We start from the raw sequence: 19,361 nt of genomic DNA, 5'->3' as shown, positions 1-19,361 counted from the left end.
CGAGGGGCACCGTGCTTCGACCCGTCAGACGCGGCCGCAGGCAGCCGCGCGCCATCGCCCTGTTCAGCGCCGCCGCGCTTGTCGTCGGCACCCTGACCACCGGTCTGCTGTCGGCCGCCGGTACCGCGCACGCCGACCCGATCGGTGGCTGCACACCCACCAGCGGCGCGATCGTCGCCGTGGACTTCGGCCACTGGGGCGGCCCGGTGGCCCGGGGCTGCGACGCGCACCCCACCACCGGGATGAACCTGCTGCACAACGCCGGGTTCACCACCACCGGCACCGTGCACGACGGCCCCGGCTTCATCTGCCGGATCGGCAGCGACGCCTTCGACGGCGGCGCCCAGTACCCGACCCCGGCCGATGAGCCCTGCGTACTGACGCCGCCCGCCAACGCCTACTGGTCGTTCTGGATCGCCCCGGCCGGGCAGCAGAGCTGGACGTACTCCCCGCTGGGCGCGCTGAGCGACCACCCGAAGGACGGCGAGGTCGAGGCCTGGGTGTTCGGCCCGACCGACCTCGGCGGTACGACCGGCGGCCCGTCCTTCACTCCCGACTCCGTCCGCGCCCAGGGCACCGCGACCACCCCGCCCACCACGCCACCCACCACGCCGCCGACCACCCCGCCGGTGACCCCCGGCGGCGGTACGGCGGACGTGGACGCCGCCGCCCGGTGGCTCACCGAGCAGCTCACCGACGGTGACCACGTCTTCGACGGCTTCGGCACGGACTACGCGGCCACCGCCGGGGTCGGCCTCGCGCTCGCCGCAGCCGGCGGCCCGGACAGCACCGTCCGCGCGATCGACGGCTTCCTGACCGAGCACATCACCGACTACCTCTTCCCCGACCCCACCGTGACCGTGCCCAGCCCGGCCGCCGCCGCGAACCTGGCCCTGCTCACCGAGGTGCTGGGCGGCGACCCGACCTCGGTCGCCGGTCGCGACCTGCTCGCGGACCTCACCGACCATGTGTGCGAGTCGGTCGGCAGCCTCGGCAACTGCACCGCCGCCGGCGACTTCTACGGCGCCTTCTCACCCGGCACCCAGGCCCGCGCCCTGCTCGCCCTGGCCCGGGGCGGCGTCACCCCGCCGGCCTCGGCCGTCGACCGGCTCACCGGCATGCAGTGCGCCGACGGCGGCTTCTCCGGCTCGATGCTCTCCACGGGCGAGCGGTGCGACTCCGACCCGTCCGCGACCGCCGAAGCCGTCCTCGCGCTGGCGAAGCTCCCCGGCACCGGCGAGGCGCCGGCCAAGGCGACGGCGTACCTGATCGGCCGGCAGTCCGCCGACGGCGGCTACCTGCCGTACGAGGGCGCGCCGACCGGCGACACCGGCTCCACCTCCGAAGCCGCGCAGGCGCTGGCCGTCCTCGGCCGGTCCGCCGAGGCCGCCGCCGCCCGCGACTGGGTGGCCGCCCGGCAGACCGGCAGCGGCGGCTTCGCGGGGGACGGCTCCGAGGGCGCCGAGGCGGACCTGTACGCCTCGACCACAGCCGTACTCGCCGTCACCGGCACCGACCCGGGCAGCCTCACGTACGGCACGCAGCCGCCCACCACCCCGCCCACCAGCCCGGTGACCACCCCGCCGCCCACCACGCCCACCACGCCCGCCACGACCCCGCCCACCACCCCCGCCACGACCCCGCCCAGCACGCCGAGCACGCCCGCCGGGGCCACCCCCGACCTGACCAAGGGCGTCGCCTACCTCATCGACCGGGGCAACCTGGTGGACGGCCACTACTACGAATCCGGCGTGGGCGGCGACCGCACCGGCTTCGCCGACTTCGGGCTGACCATCGACGGCGTCCTCGCCCTCGCGGCCACCGGCGGCGCCGACCCCACCCTGAGCGGCATCACCGACTTCCTCCAGCACGGCAAGGACGGCACCGGGCGCGACATCGACGCCTGGACGCTGATCGGCACCCCGTACGCCCAGGGCGGCTCGCTCGCCAAGGAGGCACTGGCGGCGGAGGTCACCGGCAACGACCCCCGGGCCTTCGGCGGCCATGACCTGATCGCCGCCCTCGGCAGCACGGTCTGCGCCAAGGCCGACCCGGCCGCCGGCTGCGCGGCCAAGGGCAACTACGCCTACGCCCTGTCCGTCTTCTCGCAGTCCCTCGGCGTCATCGCCCAGCTTCGGGCCGGTGCGGACGACCGGGCCGCCGGGCCGATCGCGTACCTGGAGAGCCTCCAGCGGGGCGACGGTTCCTGGCCGAGCCTGATCCCCTCGGGCGGCGACCACGACGTGGACAGCACCGCGATGGCGATCATGGCGCTGGACCTGGTGCCCGGAAAGGCCGCCGCCCAGGCGGTGGCCAAGGGCGCCGCCTGGCTGGCCGGGCAGCAGCTCGCGGACGGCGGCTTCCACGGCGCGGCCGGTGACTCCGTCAACTCCGCCGCCCTCGCCGTCCAGGGGCTCACCCTGCAACCGGGCACGTACACCGACCGGATCGCTCGGGCCCGGACCTTCCTCGCCGCCCAGCAGAACCCCGACGGCGGCTTCCGGGTCGCCTCCGACAGCGACCAGACCGCCTCCGACGTGCGCGCCTCCACCCAGGCGATCGGCGGCGCGGTCGGCACCTCCTTCGGCACGCTGCTGCGGGACCTGCGCGACCAGCGGGCGGCGGCGGACGGTGCGGCGTACCTCGTCAAGCAGCTCGCCGGCGACGACCACCTGTCCAACGCCTACGGCCCCGACGACGGCCTGACCGCTGACCTGGCCCTCGCCCTGGCCGCCACCGGCGGCCAGGACCCGACCCTGACCAAGGTCGTCGGGTACCTGGCGGGCCATGTCGCGGACTACGCCGACCCGGCCGGAACCTCCGCGTACCCCGGCCCGTACAGCGGCGCCACGGCGAAACTCGCCCTGCTCGCCGAGGTGATGGGCCAGAACCCGCGTGACTTCGGCGGCTTCGACCTGCTCACCACCCTGACCGGCCACCTCTGCACCGCCGCCACCGACGACGGCGCCTGCACCGCCCCCGGCGACTTCGACCAGGCGTACTCCACCGTCTCGCAGGCCCTCGGCGTGCTGGCGCTGGCCCGCGCCGACGTGGCCCCGCCCAAGGCGGCCGTCGACCGGCTGCTCCGGCTCCAGTGCGCCGACGGCGGCTTCTCCTCCGCGCTGATCGCCGCAGGCGCCGACTGCACCTCGGACGTGGACACCACCGGGTACGCCCTCCAGGCGCTCACCCTGGTGCCCGGCCACGCCACCGCCACCAAGGCGGCCCGCTCCTACCTGGTCAAGGAGCAGCGCAAGGGCGGCGGCTACCCGGGCGCGGCGGGCGTCAGCAGCAACTCCACCGCCCTGGCCGTCCAGGCGCTGCTGGCCACCGACAAGCCGCGCTCCGAACCGGCCAGGGCCGGGCAGGAGTTCCTGCGGAGCGTGCAGGGCGCCGACGGCGGCTTCCGGATCGGTACGGCCGCCGGAGAGTCCGATGTCCGGGCGACCACCCAGGCGGTACCGGCCCTGGCGGGCACCCCGCTGACCACGCTCAGCCACGCCCTCGGCCGGATCACGCCGGGCGGCAATCCGCCCGCCAGCACCGGCGGCGCCACGGGCGGCACCACGGGCGACGGCACGTCGGGCCCGGGGGATGCGGGCTCCGGCGGGTCGGGTCCGGGGTCCGGCGGCGGCTCGCTGGCCGCGACCGGTACGGCGGTGTCGGCACTGGCAGGCGCGGCGTGCCTGCTGCTGCTGGCCGGCGGCACGCTGACGGCGGTACGCCGCCGGGCGGCCACGCCCCGGAGGCACCGATGACGGCCCCCGCCCGCACCGCGCCCCGCCGCCGCACCCGGCGGCGGGGCGGCTGGGCCGCGCTGCTCGCCGTCGTCCTCGGCGGCCTGCTCGGCGGCGCCGTACCCGCAGCGGCGAACCCGCTGCCGATGACCGAGTGCACCACCGGCTCCGGAGTGGTGCTCGCGGTGGACTTCAGCCACTGGGGCGGCCCGCTGCTGCGCTCCTGCGGTACGACGCCGACCACCGGCTACACCCTGCTCAACCAGGGCGGCTGGCAGACCACCGGCACCCAGCACGACGGCCCGGCCTTCATCTGCCGGATCGGCTTCGCCGGCTACCAGGGCGGCAGGCAGTACCCGACGTCCAAGGACGAGTCGTGCGTGCTCACCCCGCCCGCGACCGCGTACTGGTCGTACTGGCACGCCGACCCCGGCCGGAACAGCTGGTCCTACAGCCAGCTCGGCGCGATGAGCTACCACCCCAAGCCGGGCAGCGTCGACCTGTGGATCTTCGGGGCCACCAATATCGCGGGCACCGAGGGCCGTCCGACCTTCTCCCCGGACACCGTACGGGCGCACAACACCGCACCCGGCAGCGCCGCCGAGCCGCCCGCGCCGCCACCGACGACGACCCGGCCGGCCGCACCCCCGGCCAAGCCGCCGATCACCAGCCGTCCCCCCACCGCCTCCGAAACGCCCACCGCCTCCGAAACGCCCACCGCCTCCGCCGAGCCGACCGCCACGGCCCCCACCGCCAAGCCGCCCACCGCGACGCCCACCGGCCCGCCCGGCACCACACCACCGCCGTCCAGCACGCCGCCGTCCAGCACCACGGGCGCGGCGCCCCCCGGCGACCCGTCACCCACGGTGTCCGTACTGGACGCCGCCCCCACCGCCGCACCCCACCAGTCGTCGGGCTCCGTCCTGCCGATCACGCTGACCGCAGCCGTCGTCGCGGCCATCGCGGGCGCCACCGCGCTCCGGGTCCGCCGGCGCCGCCGGTCGGAGTAGCCGGTGTCCACACCGGCCCACCCCCCGCGCTCGCCCGCGCCCGGCCCCCCGCGCGCGGGCGGCGCCCCGGCCGACCGCCCCCGCTCCGGTCGGCGGCTGCCGCGCACGCTGCACCCGGTGGCGTGGTGGATCTGGGGCATCGGGCTGGCCACCGCCGTCAGCCGCACCACCAACCCGCTGCTGCTCGCCCTGGTGCTGGCCGTCCTCGGCTGGGTCGTCACCGAACGCCGCACCGACGCCCCCTGGGCCCGAGGCTTCCGCTACTACCTGGGCATGGCCCTGGTCGTCATCGCCCTCCGGGTGGTCTTCCGCTGCGTCTTCGCCACCGGCATCACCCCCGGCGACCACATCCTCTTCCACCTGCCGCACATCCCCACGCCGTCCTGGTACGCGGGCATCCAACTCGGCGGCCCGGTCTCCCTGGAGGCCACCCTCTCCTCCGCGATCGACGGCCTGCGGCTGGCCTGCCTGCTGTGCTGCATCGGCGCCGCCAACACCCTGGCCAACCCCAAACGCGCCCTGCGCGTCCTGCCCGGGGCGCTGTACGAACTCGGCGTCGCCGTCACCGTCTCCCTCAGCGTGGCGCCCCAGCTCGTGGAGAGCGCCCAGCGGGTCAACCGCGCCCGCCGCCTGCGAGCCGACCCGGCCAAGGGCCTGCGGGCCCTGCGCAGCATCATCATCCCGGTGCTGGAGGACGCCCTGGAACGCTCCCTCCACCTGGCGGCCGCCATGGACTCCCGTGGCTACGGCCGGGCCGGCAACGCCACCCGCACCTCCCGCCGGATCACCGGCGCCCTGATGCTGCTGGGCATGCTGGGCCTGTGCACCGGCGTGTACGGGCTGCTGGGCGGCACCGCCCCGCGCGCCCTGGGCCTGCCCGCCCTCCTCGCCGGCTCGCTGCTCTGCTGCGCCGGGCTGGCCCTGGGCGGCCGCCGGGTACGCCGCACCAGCTACCGGCCCGACCCCTGGCGGGCGCCGGAGTGGATCGTCGCCGTCTGCGGCTGCGCCGCCGCGACCGTGCTCTTCCTGACCGTGGGCTACGACGCCAACGACCTCAACCCGACGCTCTACCCGCTGCACTGGCCGTCCCTGCCGCTGCTGCCCGCCGCCGCCGTGCTGCTCGCCGGCGGCGCGGGCATCGCCGCGCCACCGCCCGCCCGTACCCCGAGCGCGGCCCGCCGCCCGGCGGCCACGGGCACCGACACCCCCGAGGCCCAGCTGTGATCCGCTTCGACCAGGTCAGCGTGGTGTACGACGGCGCGGCCGAACCCGTGCTGCGGGAGGTCGACCTCCGGATCGAGGAGGGCGAACTGTGCCTGGTCGTCGGCCGGACCGGCGCGGGCAAGTCCACCCTGCTCGGCACCGTCAACGGCCTGGTACCGCACTTCACCGGCGGCACCCTCGCCGGCCGGGTGACCGTCGACGGCCGCGACACCGCCCACCACCCGCCGCGCGAACTCGCGGACGTCGTCGGCGTGGTCGGCCAGGACCCGCCGGCCGGCTTCGTCACCGACACCGTCGAGGAGGAACTCGCCTACGCCATGGAGCAGTTGGCCATACCGGCCGACGTGATGCGCAAACGCGTCGAGGAGACCCTCGACCTGCTCGGCCTGGCCGACCTGCGGCACCGCGCGCTGAGCGAACTGTCCGGCGGCCAGCAGCAGCGCGTCGCCATCGGCTCCGTCCTCACCGCGCACCCCCGGGTGCTGGTCCTCGACGAACCCACCTCGGCCCTCGACCCGACCGCCGCCGAAGAGGTGCTGGCCGCCGTCACCCGGCTCGTCCACGACCTCGGCGTCACCGTCCTGCTCGCCGAACACCGGCTGGAACGCGTGGTGCAGTACGCCGACCGCGTCATCCACCTGACCGGCGACGGCACCGTCACCGACGGCCCGCCCGCCACCGTCTTCCGCGCCGCCACGGTCGCCCCGCCCGTGGTGGACCTGGGCCGGCTGGCGGGCTGGGACCCGCTGCCGCTCTCCGTACGCGACGCCCGCCGCGCCGCCGCCCCGCTGCGCGCCCGGCTCACCCCGCTGCCCGTACCGCCGCCGCGCCCGGCCGTGCCCGCCGGCCCGCCCGTGCTGCTGACCGCGCGGGGCGTCGTGGTCCGCCACGGCGACGTGGTCGCGGTCCGCGAGGTCGACCTCGATCTGCGAGCCGGGCAGGTCACCGCGCTGATGGGCCGCAACGGCTCCGGCAAGTCGTCCCTGCTCTGGGCGCTGCACGGGGCCGGACCCCGGCAGGCCGGCCGGGTGACGGTGGCCGGGTCCGCACCGGCGCCGGAGGCCGAGCCCGCCACCGGGCACGGGCTGTTCGCCCGGCGCCGCCCGGTCCCACGGGCGGTACGCCGACCCGTGGGCCTGGTACCCCAGGCACCCACCGACCTGCTCTACCTGGAGACCGTCCGCGCCGAACTCGCCCAGGCCGACCGGGAGACCGGCCGCACCGCCGAACCCGCCGCCCGAGCCATCCTCGACCGGCTCGCCCCCGGCATCCCCGACGAACTGCACCCCCGCGACCTGTCCGAGGGCCAGAAACTCGCCCTGGTCCTGGCGATCCAGCTCACCGCCGCGCCCACCGTGGTGCTGCTGGACGAACCGACCCGGGGCCTGGACTACCAGGCCAAGCAGGCACTCACCCGGATCGTGGACGAGCTGGCCGCCGCCGGGCGCAGCGTCGTGGTCGCCACCCATGACGTGGAGTTCGTCGCCGCGAGCGCCGACCGCGTCGTCGTCATGGCCGAGGGCGAGATCGTCGCCGACGGCCCCACCGCCGACGTCATCGTGGCCTCACCCGCCTTCGCGCCGCAGACCGCCAAGATCCTCGCGCCCCTGCCGTACCTCACCCCGGTCCAGGTCGGCGCCGCCCTCACCGCGAACGGAGACGACCGATGAGCAGCCCACCGGCCGCCGCCCGGCCGCGCCCCGCCACCGCCCGGACCACCGCCGTCCGGGTGCACGCCATGGCCGTCGTCACCGTGGTGCTGGCCGCCTTCGTCGGACTGGTCGCCTTCTTCTGGCCGTTCGCCGTCGCCCCGGGCAACGTCGGCGCCTCGTACGCGCCCCCGCTGATCTTCGGGGTGCTGCTGCTGCTCGTACTCGCCGTGGTCTTCGCCCAGATCGCCGACGGCGGCATCGACGCCAAGGCCCTGGCCATCCTCGGCGTGCTGTCCGCCGTCAACGCCGCCCTGCGCCCGATGGGCGCCGGCACCGCCGGAGTGGAGACGGTCTTCTTCGTCCTGGTGCTGGCCGGCCGGGTCTTCGGCCCCGGCTTCGGCTTCACCCTCGGCTGCACCTCGCTCTTCGCCTCGGCGCTGCTCACCGGCGGCGTCGGCCCGTGGATGCCGTACCAGATGTTCGGCTGCGCCTTCGTCGGCATGCTCGCCGGGCTGCTGCCGCGCGCCCGGGGGAAGGCCGAGATCGTGCTGCTCGCCTTGTACGGCTCCGCCTCCGGCTACCTCTTCGGCTTCCTGCTCAACCTGTCCTTCTGGCCCTTCTCCCTGGACCCGGGTAGCTCCATCGCCTACCTGCCCGGCCTGCCGTTCACCGAGCAGTGGCACCGCTACCTCGTCTTCGACGCCACCACCTCGCTCGGCTGGGACACCGGCCGCGCCGTGACCAACTTCGTCTGCGTCCTCATCGCCGGCCCCGCCGCCCTCACCACCTTCCGCCGCGCCGCCCGCCGCGCCCGCTTCAGCGCCCCGGTCCGCTTCCAGCCCCGCCCGCCGGCCTCCCCGGACCGGGCCCCGGCGCCCGACCCGGACCCACCCACCGGGCCCGCACCCCGGCATGAGTGACGGGCCCTCGTGGGGAGGTCGGGCCGGGCTCAATCCGCTGCGGCCGGGGGCCCGGGTGCCTCGGGCACCCGGAAGGCGAGTACGGCGACGTCGTCGTGGTAGCCGGTGGCCAGCCGGGTGAGCAGTTCGTCGCAGAAGACCGGCAGCGGGGCGGTGGCCAGGGTCGCCGCGTGCTGGCGCAGCCGGGTGAGGCCGTGGCCGATGTCCTCGCCGGGGCGTTCGATCAGCCCGTCGGTGTAGAGCAGCACGGTCGCGCCGGGTGGCAGGGGGAGGGTCGCGTCGGTGCGGGGCGGCTGCGGGTCGAGTCCGAGGATCGGCGCGTGGCCGCCTTCCAGCAGCCGGGTGGTGCCGTCGCCCAGGGTGAGCAGCGGCGGCGGATGCCCGGCGTTGGTCCAGGTCAGCGTCCAGGGGCCGGCCTCGGGTCTGCGGAGCCGGGTGATCACTCCGGTGACCAGTTCGATGGTGGTCATGCCCTGCATGACCCGGTCCAGCCGGCGCATCACCTCCGCCGGGGAGCCCCCGCTGTCGTACGCCAGGGCGCGCAGCATGTTGCGCAGCTGTCCCATCCGGACGGCGGCGGCCAGGTCGTGCCCCATCACGTCGCCGATCGCCAGCACCGTGGTGCCGTCGGGCAGCGGGAAGGCGTCGTACCAGTCGCCGCCGACCTCGGCGCGCTCGCGGGCCGGTACGTAGCGGGCGGCCAGCGGCAGCCAGTCCAGGCCGGACAGGTCGGGCAGCAGGGAGCGCTGAAGCTGCTCGGCGGTGTTCTGCTGGAACGCGTACAACTGCGCGTTCTCCAGGGCCAGCCCGGCCCGGTGGCCCAGGTCGGTGGCCAGCATCCGGTCCTCGCGGCCGAAGGGCTCCCCGCCGGGCGGCCGGATCAGGGTGAGCGCGCCCAGCACCTCACGGCGGGCCCGCATGGGCGCGAGCAGCACCGGCCCGGCCTCCAGGGTGCGGTAGAGGTCCTGCTGCACGGCCTCCAGCGAGCCGGGCTCGGCGGGCCGTACGGGGTCGGTGAGGGTCAGCGGGCCCGCGCCGCGCAGCACCCTGGCCAGCGGCGCGGCGGAGTCGTCCGGCCCGGGGAGGACGCCCGCCGTCAGCCCCCGCAGCGCCCGGTCCGGGTCGCGGTGGGTCACCTCGATCCGGCGTACCCGGTCGCCGTCGACCAGGTCCACCACGCATGCCTCCGCGAACTGCGGGACCAGCCGGTGCGACAGCCGCCGCAGGGCCTCCTCCGCGTCCAGGCTGCTGGCCAGCGCGATGCTGATGTCCGCCAGCAGCCGCAGCCGCGCGGGGGCCCGCTCCCCGGTATCGGCGGCGCGGGACGCCGCTTCCCTGCGACTCATCGGGTCCTCCCGCATGCCGTGTGCGGGGAGGAGGCATGAATGATCAGACCCCATTCCGTACGGCGTCCCGGAGTCGGTGCTCCGGACGGAAGCGGGGCGCGGCGCCGTTCACCCATGGCGGCCTCCCGGATGCGCTGCGGAGTCGGTAGCGGCCATCAGCACCGATGGATGCGGGCAACGACGAGCCTCATCGCCACCTCCATGCTGCACCCGCCGCAGCACCGGTGCCACCGCAATGGCCCACCCCTGCCCGTCGCGGACGGAATGCGCCATTTCCCCGGCGCGGGCATCCGCGCTCATTTCCGCGCCCATTTCTCGTTGCCTTCGTCGCCCGCCGCCCGGGGCCCGAGCGGTTCGGAAATCCTCGCGTTCGAGGGCATGCGAAGCGACACCCCGATTGCTAGCCTGAGCCGGCTACGGCGTTGCCGAGGCCGGCGCACCAGAACGGAAGGCGGCCGCCGAGGAGGTGGCACCGGCAGCGACGAGGACGGCGTCGCTGTCCTTGAGCGGCTGTTCCGCTGAAGCACCGCCCCGCCGCCCGGGGGCCCGGTCGACCGACACAGATCAGCGCGGGCACGGCCCGCCCGAGCCGGAGGCAGCAGCTGAGATGACCCACCAGAACCCGTCCACGGGTGGAGCGGTGCCGGCCGCCGCCGAGGAACGCGAGGACATCGCGCCCGAGACGGGCCGATACCCGCTGGCCTCCAGTCAGATCGCCCTCCTGGAGGACCAGTTGGCCTTCCCGGAGAACACCTGGGTCTCCAGCTTCGACATCGTGGAGTTGGACGTCCACCTCTCCGAGCGCCAGGTGCGCAACCTGCTCACCCATATGTGCCGCAGCTACGAGGCATTACGCAGCAGAGTGCTGGTGGACGCACAGGGCGGCCTCCGGCAGCAGGTCTTCGGCATCGACCACTTCTTCGAGCACAGCTTCCGGTACCTCGGCGCCCTGACCGAGGCCGACGTGAAGGCGGTGGTGGAGAAGCGGTTGGACGCGTTCGTCCAGTCGACGTTCTTCGTGGTCGGGGACGGCCCCGGCGGCACCGTGCTCTGCTACCTCGCCCACCACTCCTTCTTCGACGGCACGGCCATGGCGGCCCTGCGGAGCGCGATCATCCGGGCGGCCCGGGACGACACCGTCGTCAACGCGCCGGACCAGCTCCCGCACACCCCGACCGGCGTCCAACCGAGGCAGGTGAAGCAGTACGAGGACCAGCCGCGCGGGAGGCACAACACCGCCAAGTGGCTGGAGCTGCACGGTACGCGCTTCACCACCCCCTGGTCACCCTCCCCGGCACCGCACCCCGGCGAGATCGAGATCGAGGACAGCTGCGCGTTCGACCTCGGCAAGGAACTCTTCGCTGCCCTGGCGCAGGCGGCCACCCGCACCGGGATCACCGTCCCGTCCCTGCTGAACTCCCTGGTCTGCGCCTACACGGGCCAGGAGTTCGGGCTGCGGCAGGTGCTGCTCAAGACGTCCTGCTCCAACCGCTTCCTGCCCGCGCTGCGCGACTCGGTCACCTGCCTGGCCTCCGAGATCTGGGTGCTGCGGGAGCAGGGCGCGGGTGACTTCGCGGAGCGGCACCGGAGCTTCCACACCGAACTGTCCAGCGCCTACCGCAACGGCCTGTACGACTGGGACCGGGTCCGCCGCGCACCGAACTTCCGGACCCCCAACCGCTCCGAGCAGACCGTGTCGACGAACATCATCATGGGCGGCTCGCCGGACGGCCTCCCCGCGCTGCCCCGGACGTACTCGCCGCGCAGGGTGCTGACGGTCCCGTTCGCCCTCGCCCATGACCTCGCCATCGACATCGTGCACAGCAGCCACGACGCCCGGATCGCGGTGAAGACGGCCCGGCGCTGCTTCGCCGAGGAGGCACCGCAGGACCTGGCCAGGGGACTGCACCGGTACATACAGCACGACCTGGCCTAGCACCCGACCCCTGCCGTCCCGTACCTGTGTGAGCCGCCCGTGAGGCGGTGCGGTACGGGCTACCCGGGTGCGGCCGGCGGCGCGAACACGGCCCGGGTGGCCGCCTGGGCCAGGTCCCGCAGCCAGCCGTGGGCGCGGTCGTTGTCGTACCGTCGGTGCCAGACCAGGTGGAGCGGGATCGGCGGCATGTCCACCGGCAGGGGGAGCGTCAGCAGGCCCAGCTCCCGCCGGGCGCCACGGGTGACCGCCTCGGGGACCGACACCACCAGGTCGGTGTCGAGCGCCAGGTGGAGAGCGGTGGCCGTGGCAGGGGCGGCGGCAATGACGCTCCGCTCCAGCCCGAGGGCGCCGAGCGCGTCGTCGACCGGGTCGCGCAGCCGTCCACGGCGGGAGACGGTGACGTGCTCGGCCGCCGCGTAGCGGTCGGCGGTCAGCGGCCCGCAGGAGAGCGGATGGCCGGGGCGGACCGCGAGGACCAGGCGGTCCGCCCCGATCAGCAGGTGGCGGAGGTCCGGCGCCGTGGGCTCGGCGGAGCTGGACTCCAGGTCCACCTCGCCACGGCGCAGCTCGGGTGTGTCGGAACCCGACTCGGCGACCAGGCGGAGCCGTACGCCCGGGGCCTCCCGGTGGGCCGCGGCGACCAGGGCGGGTCCGCAGGCGGCGGCGAGCGCGTCGTGCCAGCGCACGGTGAACACCCGGTCCAGCGTGCGCAGGTCGACCTCGCGCTCCGGGGCCAGCACCTCGTGGGCCTGCTGTACGAGGTCGTGGACCTGCGCCCGGACGGCCCTGGCATAGGCGGTGGGGACCATCGTGTGGCCGCTGCGCACCAGGATCTGGTCTCCGGTGGCCTTGCGGATGCGGCCCAGGGACCGGCTCATCGCGGGGGCGGTGACATGCAGGCGGGCTGCCGCTCCGGCCACGCTGCCCTCTTCCAGCAGGGCGTCCAGGGCGGTGAGCAGATTCAAGTCCAAGTGCATGGCGGTAATCCTAAGGGTTACAAGCATGCACTTGTTGTTAATCCGCAGCCTGCCTACCGTCGAGGAGCAGGCGATGAAGCGAGCCGAATCCGCCGCCTCGATCTGATCTCACCCAGGGAGCAGTCATGTCTCTTGGCACCTCATCCGATCTCGACAACACCCTCCTGGCCACGGTGACCGCCGCCGTACGGACCGCCGGGGCCACGCTGCGCGACCGCTACACCCCGCACGCCCGCGGGGTCGGCCTCGACGAGATCGTCAACGAGATCCACGCCAACGACGCCGCCGTACTGGAGGTGCTGAAGGCGCCCCTGCTCGCGGCCCGGCCGGGGTCCCGGTGGGCCGAGGACGAGTTGGCCGGCGGCGCACTGCCGGACGGCGAGTGGTGGGTGGTCGATCCGGCCGAGGGGAACATCAACCACGTCCACGGCATGGCCGACTGGGCGGTGACCGCCACGCTGGTGCGTGACAACCGGCCCGCCCTGACCGTCGTCCACCTGCCGCTGACCGGCGACACGTACACCGCCCGCACCGGCCTCGGAGCCGAGCTCAACGGCACGCCGTTGCGGGTGTCGGCCAAGACCGACCTGGGCGCGGCCCTGATCGGCACCGGCCAGGCCAGGCCAGGCGAGGACGTGCACACCTTGCGCAAGATCGGTGACTCGGTCACCGCGATGCTGGTCAACGGGCTCGTCGTCCGCGTCTCCGTCCCGGCCACCCTGCAACTGATCCAGGTCGCCGCCGGGCGGATGGACGCCTTCTGGCAGTTCTCCGACGTCCGTTCCGGCCTGGTGGCCGGCGCCCTGCTCGTCACCGAAGCCGGCGGCACCGTCACCGACATCGGCGGCCGGCCCTGGAGCCTGGCCGCCCGGGACTTCGTGGCTGCGGCCCCGGGCATCCACGCCGCCGCCGTCAAGGTCCTGTCACCCCTCGCCTGACCAGCCCACGTACGTCCAAGGAGCACACCACATGACCACCAGCGGCACGACCGGCACCGGCACGACCAGCATCGGCATCCTCGGCACCGGCCGGGTCGGCGGCAACCTGGCCCGCAGACTCGCCTCCGCCGGGCATGACGTCACCCTGGGCCACCGACGCGGCGGCATCGAGGAGGCCGCAGCCCGCGCGGCCGGTACCGACCCGTCGATCCGGTTCGCCGACCAGCGCAGCACCGCCCGAACCGCCGACATCGTGATCAACGCGACGCCGGGTGATACGGCCCTGGAGCGCCTGACGGAGTTCCGTGCCGAACTCGCGGGCAAGATCCTCGTCGATGTCTCCAACGCGACCCATGACGCCCCGGACGGACTCCCCGGAGACCTGGTCCACCCCGGCAGCAGCCTGGCCGAGCAGCTTCAGCACGCCCTGCCGGCCACCCGGGTGGTCAAGACCCTGAACACCATGCTCTTCACGGTGATGACCGCCCCCGAATCCCTGTCCACCCCACCGACCGCATTCCTGTCCGGCAACGACGACGACGCCAAGAAGGTCGTCGCCGGCCTGCTCGCGGACCTGGGCTGGCGGCCGGAGTGGATCGAGGACCTCGGTGACATCAGCACCGCCCGCGCCACCGAAGCGCTGATCCTGCTGGTCCCGCATGTGCTGCGGCGCCGTGGCTTCCACCCGTTCGCGGTGTCCTTGGCCCGCTGACGGCCCTCCGGCCGGACCACGCAGCGCGGCCGCCTCCCCGGTCCTGCCCAGCTGGATCGCCGGGCCGGACCGAGGAGGCGGCCGTCCACCGGGGGGTACTCCGACTGTCAGTGGGCGCCGAGCCCGGTCAGCGAACGCACCTCCAGCTCTGCGTACTTGGCGGGATCGGCGGTCTCCTTGGAGAGCAGGGTGCCGAGCCAGCCGAGCAGGAAGCCGATCGGGATGGAGACCAGGCCGGGGTTCTCCAGCGGGAACCAGGCGAAGTCCGAGCCGGTGATCAGCGAGGTCGGCTTGCCGGAGACCACCGGGGAGAAGACCACCAGCAGCACCGAGACGGTGAGGCCGCCGTAGGTGGAGCAGACGGCCCCGGCGGTGGTGAACCGCTTCCAGAAGAGGCTGTAGAGCAGGGTGGGGAGGTTGGCGGAGGCCGCCACGGCGAACGCCAGGGCGACCAGGGCGGCCGCGTTGAGCTTGTCGGCGAAGATGGAGAGCAGGATGGCGACGGCACCGATCACCACGGCGGCGATCTTGGCCGTGCCGACCTCCTCCTTCTCCCCGGCCTTGCCGCTCCGGATGACATTGGCCCACAGATCATGGGCGAAGGAGGCGGAGGAGGCCAGGGTGAGACCGGCCACCACGGCCAGGATGGTGGCGAAGGCCACTGCGGAGATCACCGCGAGCAGGATGGCGCCGCCGGTGGAGCCGGCTCCGCCGCCGACCTCCTGGGCGAGCAGCGGGGCTGCCGTGTTGCCGGCCGCGTTGGACGCCTTGATGGCGTCGGGGCCGACCAGGGCGGCGGCGCCGAAGCCCAGGGCGAGCGTCATCAGATAGAAGACACCGATGATGCCGATCGCCCAGATGACGGACTTGCGAGCGGCATGCGCGGTCGGGACGGTGTAGAAGCGGACCAGGATGTGCGGCAGTCCTGCGGTACCGAGGAGCAGGGCGACGGCCAGGCTGATGAAGTCGAGCTTGGTCGTCCCGGTGAGGCCGTACTTGAGCCCTGGTTCCAGGAAGGCGGAGCCCTTGCCGCTGGCCTCGGAGGCCGCGCCCAGCAGCGACGACGGGTTGAAGTGGTACTTGGCCAGCACCAGGATGGTGATCAGCAGGGTGCCGGCGATCAGCAGTACCGCCTTGACGATCTGCACCCAGGTGGTGCCCTTCATGCCGCCGATGGCGACATAGAGCACCATCAGCGCGCCGACCCCGACGATGGTCCACTGCTTGGCGGCGTCACCGGTGACGCCGAGCAGCAGGGCGACCAGGGAGCCGGCCCCGACCATCTGGGCGAGCAGGTAGAAGATCGACACCACGATGGTGGAGATGCCCGCCGCGGTCCGCACCGGGCGCTGGCGCATCCGGAAGGCGAGCACATCGGCCATGGTGTAGCGGCCGGAGTTGCGCAGCGGTTCGGCGACCAGCAGCAGGGCGACCAGCCAGGCGACCAGGAAGCCGATGGAGTAGAGGAAACCGTCATAGCCGAAGAGGGCGATCGCGCCGGCGATGCCGAGGAAGGACGCCGCCGACATGTAGTCGCCGGAGATGGCAAGGCCGTTCTGGAAGCCGGTGAAGGAGCGGCCGCCCGCGTAGAAGTCGGTGGCGTCCTTGGTCTGCCGGCCGGCCCAGATGGTGATGCCCAGCGTGATCAGTACGAAGACGGTGAAGAGGGTGATGGTCAGGCCGCGGTGGTCGCTGACACCCGTGGCGAGCAGGGCCGAGGCACTCATTCGGCGACCTCCTGGGAGGCGGCGAACCGCTGGCGGATGGCGGTGGCCGGCGGGTCGAGCCGGCGGGCCGCGTGGCGGGAGTACCACCAGGCGATGGCGAAGGTCGTGGCGAACTGCAACAGACCCATCACCAGGGCGACGTTGATATGGCCGACCACGGTGGCACCCATGAAGCCGGCGGCGTAGTTGGAGAGCAGTACATAGAGCAGGTACCAGGCAATGAAGGCCAACGTGAGGGGGAAGGCGAAACCTCGGAAGGTGCGACGCAGACCGCGGAACTCCTCACCCTCCTCGATGCGTTGGAACTCCTGGAGGTCCGGGGCGGCGGACGGTGGCACGTCCGGCTTCGGTGTGGTTTCCACTCGGTCTCTCCTGACGTCGGCGCAGGGGGGGCTGCGGAGGGTACTGACCGTGCATGAGCAGGCCCTGCGGAGCGGCGGCATGGCCTACCGTCACCATGAAGTGACCTGCGCCACTCCGGGGCGCTCCTTTGTACATCCGCCACATGGTGCAGCCATAAACCCTGAAATGACAGAGCACCGACAGAACTGGAGTCGGCCTGCCCGGTCGCCGGCCGCCCCCGAGCGGTGAAAGCCGAGGTCGGAGCCGTGCGCCGCAACTCCCCCCGCTCGCCCCCGGCGCTCCGGCAACGTTTCTCCAGCTGCCCTGGTCCGCGCGCTGCCCTTGGGCCATTCGGCTGACGGTCACTCAGCTGGTCGGCGGAGATCCGGCCCGGTGATCGGCCTGGTGGTCGGCCTGACGGTGGTCGTCCGCCGGGTGAGGTCGGCCCGCCTCCCCTCGCAGCGCACCCCCACCGTCCTAGAATCCGGCATATGCGCATCGATCGCCTGGATCACCTGGTCCTCACCGTCGCTGACATCGACGCCACGGTGGACTTCTACAGCCGTGTGCTCGGTATGGAGCCGGTGACGTTCGGGGGAGGCCGTACCGCGCTCGCCTTCGGCCGGAGCAAGGTCAACCTGCATCAGGCAGGCCATGAATTCGAGCCGAAGGCCCTGCGGCCGACCCCGGGCAGCGCGGACTTCTGCCTGATCACCACCGACCCCCTGGAGCAGGTGGCCGACGAACTCGCCGCGCACGGCGTCCCCATCGAGGAGGGGCCGGTCCGGCGCACCGGCGCGACCGGCCCGATCCTCAGCCTGTACTTCCGGGACCCCGACCAGAACCTGATCGAGGTCAGCACCTACCTCTGAGGCCCCGACGCCATGCCACAGCGCGGCGCCAGGTCGCCGCGACCGACGGCTCGGCGAACGGGCCTGACCGGTGGGGGCCATGAAGACCCGGGGCTCACCCCGGGACCGCCCAACGCAGGACCGGGCCGGATCACGGTCACCTCAAGGCAGCTGAGTCGTAACTACCAGTCGGTGCTGATCTGCCTGCGGCTGCTGGTTCCGACGGACACGTCAGTGCCCGTGTACCGCCAGAGGGTGCCTGCTTGATCGCGGGCGACGATGTCGGGATTGCCGTCACCGTCCCAGTCAGGCAGGCCGGCGAAGGTCATGTCCCCCCAGCCGGTGCCGATGGTGGAGCGGGTGGTGTAGCTCAGGCCGTGTCTGGTGTCGCTCGGGTAGAGATAGAGGTTTCCCAGCGAGTCGCGCGCGATCACGTCCATGTAGCCGTCCTTGTTCCAGTCGGCGAGACCGCCGAAGGACATGTTCGCCCAGCCGGTGCTGACCTGGATGCGGCTGCCGTGGGTGCCGTCCGGGTTGCCGGGGTAGTTCCAGATGACGCCGTTGGTGTCCTTGACGATGATGTCGGGGTTGCCGTCACCGTCCCAGTCACGCAGACCGATGAAGGTCAGGCCACCCCAGCCGGTACCAACCAGCTTGCGAGGCGTGGCCAGGCCGTGCTTGGCGTCTCCGGGATAGAACCACAGGTTCCCGGAGGGATCGCGGGCGACGAGGTCCGGGTAGCCGTCCCGGTTCGTGTCCGTGATCCCGCCAAAGGCGTAGCTGAACCTTCCCCTTGATCGTGGACACCTGGAGACTGGGACCTGAGGTTCCAGAGGAAGTAGCACCAGGTGGGAAGCAAGTACACGAAGCGGTACACCGAGGAGTTCAAGCGGGACGCGATCGCGCTCGTCGACTCGTCGGGGAAGACGGTCACCGCCGTCGCCCGGGAGCTCGGCATCAGCTCCGAGTCCCCGCGCGGCTGGTACCGCCGGGCCAAGGCCGACCGGAGCGAGGGCGCCCCGGGCGGGCTGACCAGCGCGGAGCGTGAGGAGCTACGCCGGCTGCGCAGAGAGAACCGCGAACAGCAGCAGACGATCGAGATCCTGAAAAGAGCGACGGCCTTCTTCGTGAAGGAGAGCGACCGGTGACCATGTTGTACCGGTTGATCCACGCGGAGAAGGCGAACTACCCGATCGTGCTGCTGCGCCGGGTGCTGCACGTGGCCCGCTCTTCCTATTACGCCTGGCGCGAGGGCGAGGCCGCCCGCCGAGAACGCCAGGTGGCCGACGACGCGCTCGCCCACGAGATCACCGTGCTCCACATCGCCTCCCGTCGGACCTACGGCGTCCCGCGCATCCACGCCGAGCTGCGGCGTCCGGGGCGGCGGGTGAACCGCAAGCGCGTCGCCCGCGCCATGCGCGAGCGCGACATCCGCGGCGTCACCTGCCGCGAGCACCGCTCGCTGACCCGGCCCGACAAGAAGGCGAAGCCGGCCCCGGACCTGGTCGGCCGCGACTTCCACGCCGCGCGTCCCGGGATGAAGCTGGTCGGCGGCATCACCTACCTGCCGACGGCCGAGGGCTGGCTCTACCTTGCCCGCTGGCTGGACCCGGTCACCCGCGGGGTCGTCGGCTATGCCATGGCCGATCACCATCGCGCCGAGCTCGTCGTCGACGACCTCGCGGGTGGCCTACGGCCGAGGCGGTCCGGAGCCCGGATGCGTGATCCACAGCGATCGCGGCAGCGAGTACACATCGGCGCGATTCCGGGACCGAACAAGGGAGTTGGGGATGCGACAGAGCCGCGGACGCACCGGATCGTGTTTCGACAACGCCGCGGCGGAGAGTTTCTGGCCCTGCTCAAGGAAGAGACCGGAACCCGGACCTGGCCCGACCGGGCCACCGCCCGCGCCGAGGTCTTCACCTTCATCGAGACCTTCTACAACCGCCGCCGCCTGCGCAAGCACAAGGTCTTCGGCTACCTCACACC

At 73.3% G+C, this 19,361-nt stretch carries 15 protein-coding genes and 1 pseudogene; 11 read left to right on the top strand and 5 right to left on the bottom strand.

The genetic code is table 11. The features are described 5' to 3' along the window. Nucleotides 1–11: 11 nt before the first annotated feature. From ACIQGZ_RS28115 to ACIQGZ_RS28095, 5 genes are read left to right on the top strand one after another with little or no spacing between them, the layout of a single operon-like run. Nucleotides 12–3,758, top strand: a complete 3,747-nt coding sequence (locus tag ACIQGZ_RS28115) for a prenyltransferase/squalene oxidase repeat-containing protein (protein WP_402607142.1) — start codon at nt 12–14, stop codon at nt 3,756–3,758. After that, nucleotides 3,755–4,747 (top strand): hypothetical protein, encoded by a 993-nt coding sequence (locus ACIQGZ_RS28110; protein WP_402607139.1) that lies wholly within the window; start codon nt 3,755–3,757, stop codon nt 4,745–4,747. The genes ACIQGZ_RS28115 and ACIQGZ_RS28110 overlap by 4 nt, the downstream gene beginning before the upstream one ends. Nucleotides 4,748–4,750: 3 nt before the next feature. Then, nucleotides 4,751–5,971, top strand: a complete 1,221-nt coding sequence (locus ACIQGZ_RS28105; protein WP_402607136.1) for a CbiQ family ECF transporter T component — start codon at nt 4,751–4,753, stop codon at nt 5,969–5,971. Then, nucleotides 5,968–7,641 (top strand): ABC transporter ATP-binding protein, encoded by a 1,674-nt coding sequence (locus ACIQGZ_RS28100; protein WP_402607134.1) that lies wholly within the window; start codon nt 5,968–5,970, stop codon nt 7,639–7,641. The genes ACIQGZ_RS28105 and ACIQGZ_RS28100 overlap by 4 nt, the downstream gene beginning before the upstream one ends. Continuing rightward, the gene (locus ACIQGZ_RS28095; protein WP_402607131.1) at nt 7,638–8,543 is read left to right on the top strand and encodes an ECF transporter S component; all 906 of its coding nucleotides are present in this window, start codon (nt 7,638–7,640) and stop codon (nt 8,541–8,543) included. The genes ACIQGZ_RS28100 and ACIQGZ_RS28095 overlap by 4 nt, the downstream gene beginning before the upstream one ends. 29 nt (nt 8,544–8,572) lie before the next feature. Here the strand turns inward: ACIQGZ_RS28095 and ACIQGZ_RS28090 are convergent, their stop codons facing one another. Then, nucleotides 8,573–9,889 carry a PP2C family protein-serine/threonine phosphatase gene (locus ACIQGZ_RS28090; protein ID WP_402607128.1) on the bottom strand — a complete coding sequence of 439 codons (1,317 nt, stop codon included), beginning with the start codon at nt 9,887–9,889 and terminating at the stop codon, nt 8,573–8,575. Nucleotides 9,890–10,496: 607 nt separating this feature from the next. Between ACIQGZ_RS28090 and ACIQGZ_RS28085 the strand changes: the two genes are divergently transcribed. Then, nucleotides 10,497–11,825: a hypothetical protein gene (locus ACIQGZ_RS28085; protein WP_402607125.1), complete on the top strand. Its 1,329-nt coding sequence runs from the start codon at nt 10,497–10,499 to the stop codon at nt 11,823–11,825. A gap of 59 nt (nt 11,826–11,884) precedes the next feature. Here ACIQGZ_RS28085 and ACIQGZ_RS28080 read toward each other — a convergent pair whose 3' ends face one another. Further along, nucleotides 11,885–12,802, bottom strand: coding sequence for a LysR family transcriptional regulator (locus ACIQGZ_RS28080; protein ID WP_402607122.1), 918 nt, complete (start codon nt 12,800–12,802; stop codon nt 11,885–11,887). A 125-nt stretch (nt 12,803–12,927) separates the two neighbouring features. On the opposite strand from ACIQGZ_RS28080, the gene ACIQGZ_RS28075 reads away from it, so the two are divergent. Together ACIQGZ_RS28075 and ACIQGZ_RS28070 are read left to right on the top strand one after the other, a co-directional pair. Then, on the top strand, nt 12,928–13,740 hold the full coding sequence (locus ACIQGZ_RS28075) for an inositol monophosphatase family protein (protein WP_402607119.1): 813 nt from the start codon (nt 12,928–12,930) through the stop codon (nt 13,738–13,740). 31 nt (nt 13,741–13,771) lie between these two features. Next, nucleotides 13,772–14,452, top strand: coding sequence for an NADPH-dependent F420 reductase (locus ACIQGZ_RS28070; protein ID WP_402607116.1), 681 nt, complete (start codon nt 13,772–13,774; stop codon nt 14,450–14,452). Nucleotides 14,453–14,559: 107 nt separating this feature from the next. Here the strand turns inward: ACIQGZ_RS28070 and ACIQGZ_RS28065 are convergent, their stop codons facing one another. Together ACIQGZ_RS28065 and ACIQGZ_RS28060 are read right to left on the bottom strand one after the other, a co-directional pair. Beyond that, complete coding sequence (locus tag ACIQGZ_RS28065) at nt 14,560–16,179, bottom strand: cation acetate symporter (protein ID WP_402607113.1); 1,620 nt, start codon at nt 16,177–16,179, stop codon at nt 14,560–14,562. Beyond that, nucleotides 16,176–16,541 (bottom strand): DUF485 domain-containing protein, encoded by a 366-nt coding sequence (locus ACIQGZ_RS28060; protein WP_402607110.1) that lies wholly within the window; start codon nt 16,539–16,541, stop codon nt 16,176–16,178. Before ACIQGZ_RS28060 ends, ACIQGZ_RS28065 begins: the two co-directional genes overlap by 4 nt. 471 nt (nt 16,542–17,012) lie before the next feature. Between ACIQGZ_RS28060 and ACIQGZ_RS28055 the strand changes: the two genes are divergently transcribed. Continuing rightward, nucleotides 17,013–17,393, top strand: coding sequence for a VOC family protein (locus tag ACIQGZ_RS28055; protein WP_402607107.1), 381 nt, complete (start codon nt 17,013–17,015; stop codon nt 17,391–17,393). A 161-nt stretch (nt 17,394–17,554) separates the two neighbouring features. Here the strand turns inward: ACIQGZ_RS28055 and ACIQGZ_RS28050 are convergent, their stop codons facing one another. Then, nucleotides 17,555–18,217 carry an FG-GAP repeat domain-containing protein gene (locus ACIQGZ_RS28050; protein ID WP_402607104.1) on the bottom strand — a complete coding sequence of 221 codons (663 nt, stop codon included), beginning with the start codon at nt 18,215–18,217 and terminating at the stop codon, nt 17,555–17,557. Between the two features lie 3 nt (nt 18,218–18,220). Here ACIQGZ_RS28050 and ACIQGZ_RS28045 point away from each other — a divergent pair, with 3 nt between their 5' ends. Both ACIQGZ_RS28045 and ACIQGZ_RS28040 read left to right on the top strand, forming a co-directional pair. Continuing rightward, nucleotides 18,221–18,520, top strand: a complete 300-nt coding sequence (locus ACIQGZ_RS28045; protein ID WP_402607101.1) for a transposase — start codon at nt 18,221–18,223, stop codon at nt 18,518–18,520. 2 nt (nt 18,521–18,522) lie between these two features. Beyond that, nucleotides 18,523–19,002 (top strand): annotated as a pseudogene (locus tag ACIQGZ_RS28040) (IS3 family transposase); the annotation flags it as partial. Nucleotides 19,003–19,361 lie beyond the last annotated feature (359 nt).

The organism is Streptomyces sp. NPDC092296 (genome assembly GCF_044755465.1).
Lineage (GTDB): Bacteria > Actinomycetota > Actinomycetes > Streptomycetales > Streptomycetaceae > Peterkaempfera.
Note: the sequence above shows the minus strand (reverse complement) of the source record. Positions and strands in the feature narration are given on the sequence as shown.